At 71.5% G+C, this 9,473-nt stretch carries 8 protein-coding genes and 2 pseudogenes; 3 read left to right on the plus strand and 7 right to left on the minus strand.

The genetic code is table 11. The features are described 5' to 3' along the window. Together CLM62_RS06005 and CLM62_RS06010 are read left to right on the plus strand one after the other, a co-directional pair. Positions 1 to 1,518 (plus strand): annotated as a pseudogene (locus CLM62_RS06005) (ABC transporter permease); the annotation flags it as partial. 251 nt (positions 1,519 to 1,769) lie between these two features. Continuing rightward, positions 1,770 to 2,765: an ABC transporter ATP-binding protein gene (locus tag CLM62_RS06010; protein WP_095748820.1), complete on the plus strand. Its 996-nt coding sequence runs from the start codon at positions 1,770 to 1,772 to the stop codon at positions 2,763 to 2,765. A 36-nt stretch (positions 2,766 to 2,801) separates the two neighbouring features. Here CLM62_RS06010 and CLM62_RS06015 read toward each other — a convergent pair whose 3' ends face one another. From CLM62_RS06015 to CLM62_RS06030, 4 genes are all read right to left on the minus strand, one after another. Beyond that, the gene (locus tag CLM62_RS06015; protein WP_095748821.1) at positions 2,802 to 3,485 is read right to left on the minus strand and encodes a hypothetical protein; all 684 of its coding nucleotides are present in this window, start codon (positions 3,483 to 3,485) and stop codon (positions 2,802 to 2,804) included. Further along, positions 3,482 to 3,928, minus strand: a complete 447-nt coding sequence (locus CLM62_RS06020; RefSeq protein WP_095748822.1) for a thioesterase family protein — start codon at positions 3,926 to 3,928, stop codon at positions 3,482 to 3,484. The genes CLM62_RS06015 and CLM62_RS06020 overlap by 4 nt, the downstream gene beginning before the upstream one ends. Positions 3,929 to 3,930: 2 nt before the next feature. Beyond that, the gene (gene ettA, locus CLM62_RS06025) at positions 3,931 to 5,595 is read right to left on the minus strand and encodes an energy-dependent translational throttle protein EttA (RefSeq protein ID WP_095748823.1); all 1,665 of its coding nucleotides are present in this window, start codon (positions 5,593 to 5,595) and stop codon (positions 3,931 to 3,933) included. 215 nt (positions 5,596 to 5,810) lie between these two features. Then, complete coding sequence (locus CLM62_RS06030; RefSeq protein ID WP_095748824.1) at positions 5,811 to 6,338, minus strand: YcxB family protein; 528 nt, start codon at positions 6,336 to 6,338, stop codon at positions 5,811 to 5,813. Between the two features lie 84 nt (positions 6,339 to 6,422). Between CLM62_RS06030 and CLM62_RS06035 the strand changes: the two genes are divergently transcribed. Next, positions 6,423 to 6,572, plus strand: a complete 150-nt coding sequence (locus CLM62_RS06035) for a hypothetical protein (RefSeq protein WP_179381960.1) — start codon at positions 6,423 to 6,425, stop codon at positions 6,570 to 6,572. 72 nt (positions 6,573 to 6,644) lie between these two features. Here the strand turns inward: CLM62_RS06035 and CLM62_RS06040 are convergent, their stop codons facing one another. The 3 genes and pseudogenes from CLM62_RS06040 to CLM62_RS50680 form a co-directional block, all read right to left on the minus strand. Then, positions 6,645 to 8,048 (minus strand): Cys-Gln thioester bond-forming surface protein, encoded by a 1,404-nt coding sequence (locus tag CLM62_RS06040; protein WP_095748825.1) that lies wholly within the window; start codon positions 8,046 to 8,048, stop codon positions 6,645 to 6,647. A gap of 270 nt (positions 8,049 to 8,318) precedes the next feature. Further along, a complete protein-coding gene (locus tag CLM62_RS06045; RefSeq protein WP_095748826.1) occupies positions 8,319 to 8,798 on the minus strand; it encodes a single-stranded DNA-binding protein in 480 nt (159 codons plus the stop codon). 242 nt (positions 8,799 to 9,040) lie between these two features. After that, positions 9,041 to 9,473, minus strand: a pseudogene (locus tag CLM62_RS50680) (ATP-binding protein); the annotation flags it as partial.

Raw genomic sequence — 9,473 nt, forward strand, 5'->3', positions numbered from 1 at the left:
GCCGCGGTCACGGCCGTCGCCTGCGCCGCCCTGCCCCTGCGGGCCGCGGCCGCCCATCGGGTGGTACGCGTCCACGGCGGCCGCGAGGACGTGATGTCCGTACGTCCGTCCCGGCGCCGTACGGTCGCGGAGCTCACCCTCGTCGTGCTGGGCGCCGGCGCGGTCGAGACGCTGCGCCGGCGCGGCACGTCGGGCTCCGCCGGAGACCAGCTGGCCTCGCTCGCGCCGGTCCTGGTCGGGGTGATCGCCGCGCTGGTCCTGGTCCGGCTCTACCCGCTCCCGTTGCGCGCACTGGCCCGTCCCGCGGGCCGCCTCCGGGGCGTCGTGGGCCACCTCTCCCTGGCCCGCGCGGGCCGTACGTCCGTCTCCGCGGTGCTCCCCCTGCTGGCGCTGCTCACCGCCCTGACCAGCGCGGCCTTCGGCGGTTCGGTCCTGGCGGGCGTGCGCGAGGCCCGCGACCACGCGGCACTCGTCGCGGTCGGCGCCGACGCCCGCATCGAGTCGACCACCCCGCTCCCGACCACCCTCCCCGACCGGATCCGCCGCGCCCCCGGCGTGCGCGACCTGGCCGAGGCGAGCATCACGTACCAGGCGAGACCGGACGCGGGCGAGCAGACGGTACCGATGGTGGGCGTGGACCCGGGCGCGTACGCGGCGTTGGCGGGGCGCACGGGGCTCGGGGCGTTCGTAGAGGGGGAGTTGAGGGATCGGGGTGCCGGGAAGTCCGCGGGTGGGACCGCCGAAGGGGCGGGTCAGAAGGTGCCGCTCCCCGCCATGGCCTCTCCGTCCACCGTCCGGACGTACGGCACCCGGCCCTTCCCGGTGCGCCTGGAGGACGGCACCACGGTCACCGTCCGGATCAGCCTCGTCCGGGACCTGACCCCGGCGATCACGGGCACCGACTTCCTGGTCGTGGACCGCGCCGGGCTGAGCGACGCCGCGGCCCGGCCGACGGCCCTGCTCGTGACCGGCGACGACCTGGACGCGGGTGCGCTGCGCCGGACGGCGGGCGAGTCGGGGCATGTGCAACTGCGGGCGGAGGAGCGCGCCGGGTACGTCGACTCACCCCTCCAGTCCGGCGCCGAGCGCGTCTACGCCGCCGCGGTGGCGGCCGCCGCCGGCTACGCCGTCCTGGCCCTCCTCCTCGCCCTCCTGCGCACCGCCCCCGAGCGCATCGCCCTGCTGGCCCGCCTCCGCACCATGGGCCTCACCCGAGCCCAGGGCCGCCGCCTCCTGATCCTGGAGTCCCTCCCCCAGGCCTTCCTGGCCGCAGCGGGCGGCACCCTGACCGACTGGGCCACGATCCGCCTCCTCTCCCCCGGCATCGACCTGACCACCATCGCCCTGGCCTCGACGCAACCCCTTCCGGGAGAGACCGAGCTGCACACGGACGCCCTGTCCCTGGCAGTACCGGCACTCTCGGTCCTGCTGCTGGCGGTCGGGGTGGCGGTGGGGCAGGCGTGGTGGTCGGGGCGGAGAGGGGCGGTGAGGGAGCTGAGAGCGGGTGATGCGCGATGAACCCTGGCCATAGGTGCGGGCAGCCGATCCGCGCAGCCTGCGGACGCCGATCCCGCCCCGCCGCGGGCAGCCAACGGCGTCAGGCTGCGGGGCCACCCCGCCCACCCGTCAAGCTGCGGGCATTCGTGCCGCCCAGGGCGGCTCCCGACCCACAGAAGGAGGCACCCCGCCAGCGCCGGGCCGGGCGGCCTACCCCCGCCCAACCCTCACCCCGGGCCACTGTCGAACGACCCCCGCTCAGGAGACCCCAGATGACAGCCAACCCCACCCTCACCGACCTGGCCCACCGGGCAGAAACGGCCCGCACCCGCCCCACCTACGGCCACGACGCCCTCATCACCTGCGACCGCCTCGTCCGTATCTTCACCACGGACGGCATAGAAGTCCAAGCCCTCCAGGGCCTCGACCTCCTCGTCAGAGAGGGCGAGCTCATGGCCCTCGTCGGCGCCTCCGGCAGCGGCAAGTCCACCCTCATGAACATCCTCGCCGGCCTCGACACCCCCACCGCCGGCGCCGCCCGCGTCGCCGGCCGCGACCTGCTCACGATGACCGCCAAGGACCGCCTCGCCTACCGCCGCGAAGTCGTCGGCTTCGTCTGGCAGCAAACCGCCCGCAACCTCCTCCCCTACCTCACCGCCGCCCAGAACATCGCCCTCCCGATGCGACTCTCCGGCGGAACCGGAGCCGGAACCCGCACCCGCACCCGCACCCGCACCCGCAAGTCCCGCCACACCCACGCCGAACGCGCCCTGGAACTCCTGGAGTTGCTGGAGGTAGGAGACTGTCGCGACCGCCGCCCCCATCAGATGTCCGGCGGTCAGCAACAACGCGTGGCCATCGCCGTGGCCCTCGCCAACAACCCCGCGGTCCTGCTCGCCGACGAACCCACCGGCGAACTCGACTCCCACACCGCGGAACAGGTCTTCGCCGCCTTCCGCACCGCGAACGAGCAGCTGGGCACCACCATCGTCATCGTCACCCACGACCAGGCGGTGGCCGGCGAGGTCCGCCGCACGGTGGCCATCCGCGACGGCCGCACCTCCACGGAGGTCCTGCGCCGCAGCGAGGTCGACGCGACGACCGGCCACGAGACGGTGGTGGCCCGTGAGTACGCCATGCTCGACCGCGCGGGCCGCCTCCAGCTGCCCGCCGACTACACCCAGGCCCTGGGCATGCGCGACCGCGTAGCCCTGGAACTGGAGACCGACCACATCGGCGTCTGGCCCGACGACAGCGAACAGGACTGACCGGGATCCGCCGGCGCGGCCCGGCCCCCGAAGGGCTCAGCGCACGCTGACGCCCAACGCCCCGAGCCCCCCTTGCCGTACGGCGATCGACCCGTACGGCGTCCGCAACCTCAGCCACGCCCCCGACGAGAAGAGCCCCAGCTCCTCCTCGCCCACGGCCCCCGCCACCCCCAGGAACCCCAACGACTGGGCCGCGTGCACGGCCCGCACCGGCAGCCCGGTGGCTCCGACCGTCCGGGACCAGATCTCCCGCCCGATCCGGTCGAGTTCGGCCCTCGTACGCCGCTCGGGCGCCAACTCCTCCGTACGCGACCGGAATTCACCGACCGCCGCGGCGACCATCGCACGCAGCGTGTCCGGCGCCGGCAGCCCGGGCTCGGGCCGCCAGCCACCGCGCGGCGGCAGCACCCCGGCCCACGGCGGCCCGGTGACGGCGGCCGGGACGACGGCCGTGCCCGCCGCCTCGTCGACGGACTCCAGCAGCTCCCCCGCGGACACGGTCACATCCAGCATGACGTCCAGCCCGTTCTCGTACGGCTTGGCGAGCCGTACCGCGCGGATCGCCAGCACCTCGAAGGACGGCGGCCGTCCGAAGACGGCGAGCGCGGTGCCGGCCGCCTGGAGGCGCACCGCGGCTCCACGGTCGTAGTGGAGCAGCCGGGAGAGGAAGGCCGCGAAATCCGCCGCCTCCCCCTCGTCGGCGAGATGGAGCACCGTCATGCGGCGGCGGCCTCCTCCTCGTCGGAGTCGTCGGCCCCGTCGGCCGCTTCGGCCCCGTCGTCCATGTACTCCTCCAGGAACTCGCGTTCCTCCGCCGTGATCCGGCGCGGCCGCTGCGACTCGAAGTCGAACGGCACGATCACCGTCGAGGCCTGGACGTAGACCTCGTCCGGGTCCTTGACCTCGTAGGCGAGCGTGAAGGAAGCCGCCCTGATCCGCGTGACCCACAGCTCGATGTCCACGGGCGTGTGCCGGTGGACGAGCTGCCGCTTGTAGTCGATCTCGTGGCGCGCCACCACGGACCCCTGCTGGAAATCCTTGTCCGGGCGGAACAGGAAGTCGATACGGGCTTCCTCCAGATAGCGGAGGAAGACCACGTTGTTGACGTGGCCGTATGCGTCCATGTCCGCCCAGCGCAGCGGGCAGCGGTAGAGGTGCCGCAAGATCAGCCCCGGGTCAGCTTCTTGTAGGTGGCGCGGTGCGGACGCGCGGCATCCGGCCCCAGCCGCTCGATCTTGTTCTTCTCGTACGACTCGAAGTTGCCCTCGAACCAGAACCACTTGGAGTCACCCTCGTAGGCGAGGATGTGCGTGGCCACGCGGTCGAGGAACCACCGGTCGTGGGAGACGACCACGGCGCAGCCGGGGAACTCCAGCAGCGCGTTCTCCAGGCTCGACAGGGTCTCGACGTCGAGGTCGTTGGTCGGCTCGTCGAGGAGCAGCAGGTTGCCGCCCTGCTTGAGGGTGAGCGCGAGGTTCAGCCGGTTGCGCTCACCGCCGGAGAGGACACCGGCCGGCTTCTGCTGGTCCGGGCCCTTGAAGCCGAAGGCGGAGACATAGGCCCGCGAGGGCATCTCGACCTGCCCGACGTTGATGTAGTCGAGCTCGTCCGAGACGACGGCCCACAGGGTCTTCTTCGGGTCGATGTTCTCGCGGCTCTGGTCGACGTAGGAGATCTTGACGGTCTCGCCGACCTTGATCGAACCGGAGTCGGGCTGTTCCATGCCCTGGATCATCTTGAAGAGGGTCGTCTTGCCGGCGCCGTTCGGGCCGATGATGCCGACGATGCCGTTGCGGGGCAGCGTGAAGGAGAGGTCGTCGATGAGCACCTTCTCCCCGAAGCCCTTGCTGAGGTTGTTGACCTCGACGACGATGCTGCCCAGCCGGGGCCCCGGCGGGATCTGGATCTCCTCGAAGTCCAGCTTCCGCATCTTGTCGGCCTCGGCCGCCATCTCCTCGTACCGGGCCAGACGCGCCTTGGACTTGGCCTGCCGCCCCTTGGCGTTCGACCGCACCCACTCCAGCTCTTCCCTGAGCCGCTTCTGCCGCTTGGCGTCCTTCTGGCCCTCGACCTTGAGACGGGCGGCCTTGGTCTCCAGGTACTTGGAGTAGTTGCCCTCGTAGGGGAAGAGACGGCCCCGGTCGACCTCGCAGATCCACTGCGCGACGTTGTCGAGGAAGTACCGGTCGTGGGTGACCGCGACGACGGTGCCGGCGTACTTGGCGAGGTGCTGCTCCAGCCAGTTCACCGACTCGGCGTCGAGGTGGTTGGTGGGCTCGTCGAGGAGCAGCAGGTCGGGCTGTTCCAGCAGCAGCTTGCAGAGCGCGACGCGGCGGCGCTCACCACCGGAGAGGTTGGTGACGGGCCAGTCGCCGGGCGGGCAGCCCAGGGCGTCCATGGCCTGCTCCAGCTGGGCTTCCAGGTCCCAGGCTTCCGCGTGGTCGAGCTCCTCCTGAAGCTTGCCCATCTCCTCCAGCAGCGCGTCCGAGTAGTCGGTCGCCATCTGCTCGGCGATCTCGTTGAACCGGTCGAGCTTGCCCTTGACCTCGGCGACGCCCTCCTGCACGTTCTCCAGGACGGTCTTGTCCTCGGTCAGCGGGGGCTCCTGGAGCAGGATGCCGACGCTGTAGCCCGGGGTGAGGAACGCGTCACCGTTGGACGGCTGCTCGATGCCGGCCATGATCTTGAGGATCGTCGACTTGCCGGCGCCGTTCGGGCCGACGACGCCGATCTTCGCCCCCGGCAGGAAGCTCGTCGTCACGTCGTCGAGGATCACCTTGTCGCCGTGCGCCTTACGCGCCTTGCGCATGGTGTAAATGAACTCAGCCAAGAGAAACCGTCCGGCAACTTGAAATCTGGCAGTGGGCAGATACACCCCATCTTGCCCGACCGCTACCCCTGGGGGGAAACCCGTATGGTCGGGGGGCTCTGACCTGGGGGTTCATCGCTGGCGGCTGGGGGGCGACTGTCGCTGTCGGTCGCTGTCGGTCGTCGTTGGTCGGCCTCGGCGGGCGTCGGACGGCCCAGGGACGGCCCCGAGCATGGTCAGACCCGGGTGGCGTTCCGGTCGAGGATGGCCCGCAAGCGGTCGACATCCGGCGGTATCGCGGCGCCGCGCTTGGGGAGGACGACAATGCCGACGCTGTGCTTGTCGGGTGTCATCAGCACGAAGAGCGTGTCAGTCTCCGCGTACCGGGTGATCATCGGCCATCGGAACGTCGTCTCGCTGTCTTGCGAGGTCAGCCGCACCCCGGCTTCGCCCACAACAGCCCGGAATTCCCCCTGCGGGGCGACCATCCGGTGTACCTGCCGTGCCTGCAGGGCGGGTACCAGCACGTGCAGACCGATGAGCAGGGCCAGCGCCGCGAGGCAGAGCACCGTCAACCCGAGGTGGGGTCCCTTCGGCAACGTGAGGGTCACGACAAGAGCGCCCAGCACGACGATCGCACTGGCGAGGATAATCCCGCTCTGCAGCCTCCCCGCCGGTGTGGCCCGCATCCGCGCGCGGAGTGCCCCCGTCGCGTCCGCGGTCGTCGGCACGTAGGCCAACTCCACGGTGCTCGTTTCCTGCACGGTCACTCCCCAGAACGTCGGGCTGCCGAGCCGCGATCGTAGCGGGGCCCGCCGACAGTTGGGGCCCCAGGGCTACGTGCGGTGGTGCACCGCGGCCCGTCCCCGGAGAAGATCACGGATGCCTTTGCCGCGAAGTACGGGTGGGACGTCTCCGCTCCGCACAGACCTGGCGACGACCGCGTCCTGCTCGAGGTTCCCGTACGACGCCGGCTGCTCGCCGGTGCGGCTCAGTGAGAGGTGTGACCCAGGGGCACCGTTGAGTCGCTCTCTGTGGAGTTGTCAAGGAGCCGTACCACTCGCTTTCGGTCACGCGTCGGTGTTCTTCCGGCGAACGACGACCAGGGCCGCGCCGCCGATCACGACCAGGCCGATGGCGACGCCCGCGATGATCGGGGTCGCGCTGGAGCCGCCGGTCGCGGCGAGGTTCACATCGGTGGCGGGGCTGCCCACCGTGGCAGGGCTCGGCTCGCTGAGCGTCTGGGTCGAGTCACCGGCCTCACTGCCCTGCGTCCGGCAGTCGAGGACGCCGCTGAACCGCTTCTCGAAGCCGCCCGGCACCGTGATCGTGAAGTCGTACGCCTGGTCCTCCTGGAGCGGGATCGTCACCGTCCGTGACTCGCCCGCCGCGATGCTGTGCTCGACGCCCAGCAGCGCGAAGGTGAACGCCTCGTCGCCCTCGTTGGCCGCGGTGATGTCCAGGCCGCCCTTGGCGCAGTTCTTGACCGCGGACAGCGCTGGTATCGCGCCCTCCTTCGCCCAGGTCGCGCTCGCCGTCGCCGAGACGGTCGACTCGCTGGAGCCGGCCAGGATCTGTGTCTGACTGCGGCCCTCGGAGGCGAAGGCGCGGCCGACCGGCACGGTCGTGGAGGCCTGCACGGTGAGGTCGGCCGAACCGGCCGCCGCGTTCTCGGGCACCTCGAAGAACACCTGGCCGCCATGGGCCGCGGACGTGACGGCCTTGCCGTCCTTGTCGACGATCCGTACCCCGGTCGTGGCGGCGTCCGCCGGCGGCGTCACCGTCACGCTGCCCGCGTTGGTGTGCACCGTCACCGGACCGAGCCGCTCGCCGGGGCGCCCGGAGACCGCGGGCGGGTCCAGGGTCAAGGACGCCTCGGGCTCTGCCAGGTCGCGGGCGCTCTTCTCCAAGTAGTCCGCCAGCTTCTCGGCCTGCGGGTCGACGGCGTCGACGTCCGCCCCGTCCGAGTAGCGCCAGATGGCCACCTGGGTGCCGGCCGCCGCGTCCTGCTCGGTGAGCCCACTGCCCACGCCCGCCGCGTCGGCCAGCGCCGCGAGGTCATTGACCTGCGGATAGGAGTGCTGCAAGATCCAACGGATCTTGCCCGCGTCCTTGTTGGCGCCGAGCGACGTGCCGCTCCACGCCGTCTCGTGGTACTTGGCGTCCCGCTGCGTGGGGTTCTGGAGGTCGACGCAGTACGTCTGGAGGGTGCCGCCGCCCTCGACGGACATCTCGAACAGGCCAGCCGGCACCTTCAGGTCCCCGGCGGCGTCGTGTATCACGGCGTCGCCGTAGGTCTTCAGGCCACTCATGGTGGCGGTCGCCCCGCCCTGGCTCTGCGCGGCCTCGTCCGCGGCGGCCGTACCGGCACCGGCCAGCACACCGGCGGCGACGAGCCCGGACACCAACGTCGTGGCGGCGAGGCGGGCCGCCCCTCGCCTGCGCGTCGACAGCGCAGAGAACGCAGCAAACACAGAATTCCCCTTCGAGCAGGACCCGTTGACGTGGGGGCACGGTCCCACCAGCAGAATCTTCAGGCCCCATGGGCCACGCTGGGCATCCTAGGGACGTGGCGCACCACGGTTCCCAGTGATCCCGTCGGACGACCGATCCGACTCGGAATCGTTATCGCCAAGATCGCCCGCGGGCAGGGCTTATCGACAAATCCACCGGGGTCGTTCGGGACGCATTCGCCGATAAGCCGCGCTTCAGGCACTTCGGTCAGCACCGGTCCGTACCTGACGTCACGTCACCGCGACAGCCTCGTCCGCCGGTTGAGCGCCCGCCTCGTCAGTCGGTGTTTGCGCGAGCGGCGTCTCCCAGGTGGGCTCGGGCTGTTGCGGTGAGCCGGCCGTCTGCGTCTCCGGCCTGCCCGAACGCAGGAAGGCTGACGTACCGCGCGCGAGATCGTGCCCGATCGCCAGCGCGTCGATGTCCGCCGAGGTCCGGCTCTGTCCCTCGCGGACGTCCGAGCGCACCTTCAGCCTGCCCTGCACGATCACGGGTTGGCCCACCTCGAGCGATGCCGAGGCGTTCGTGGCGAGCTGCCGGTTGGCCCACACCGTGAAGAAGTTGGTGTGCCCGTCCGTCCACGTGCTCTTCTCCCGGTCCCAGTAACGCGAGGTCACCGCCAGCCGGAAGCGTGCCGACGGTCCGGACGCCAGCTCCCGGTACACCGGCTGGGTCGCCACGTTGCCCACCACACAGACGTTCGTCTCGTTCATCCCGAACCCCTCCCTCACCCGAGCGCTCACGCCGGGCGGATACGCGTACGGGCCCGTCCCGTACGGCTGCGTCTGCCGTGCCGACCGCAAGCCGTACGCCCGCTGTCGTCACCGTGACGACCGCCTCGTCGCGATCGCCGTGAAGCCAGACTGCCTCCGCCGGGCCGAGCCCGCTGAGCGCTGTGGACCACCGCCTGCCTGTGGAAAACTCCGTCACCCCGACGAGTGACCTCGGCCCCGGGTCACCTCGTGCCCGCCCCCACGACCCGTCCGTACTGCTCCCGGACCTCCCGATACCGCAACAGCTCCGCCGCCACCGGATCCAGCACCCGGGCCCGCCCGCACCCGGCGGCCGCCTCTCTGAGCCGTCGCTCCGCCTCCAGGCCGTAGCGCCGGGCCGGTCCGCGCGCCGCCATCCGGCAGCTCCACTCGACGAGCGGCCCGCCGCAGATCCCGGCCAGCATCAGCAGCACCGGCACGCCCAGGTTGGGTGACATGACCCCGATGATCTGCCCCAACAGCCACAGGCCGCCGATGACCTGAAGGATCGTCATGGACGCCTGGGCGAGGACGGCCGCCGGCCACCAGCCCGGCCGCGGCGGCCGGCCCGGTGGCAGTCCCGCACGCGCCGCCAGCTCGTCCAGCGCCTCGGGCAGCCCCTGCGAGCCGCGTACG

The sequence above is a fragment of the Streptomyces sp. SA15 genome, from assembly GCF_002291145.1.
In the GTDB taxonomy this organism is placed as follows: Bacteria; Actinomycetota; Actinomycetes; order Streptomycetales; family Streptomycetaceae; genus Streptomyces.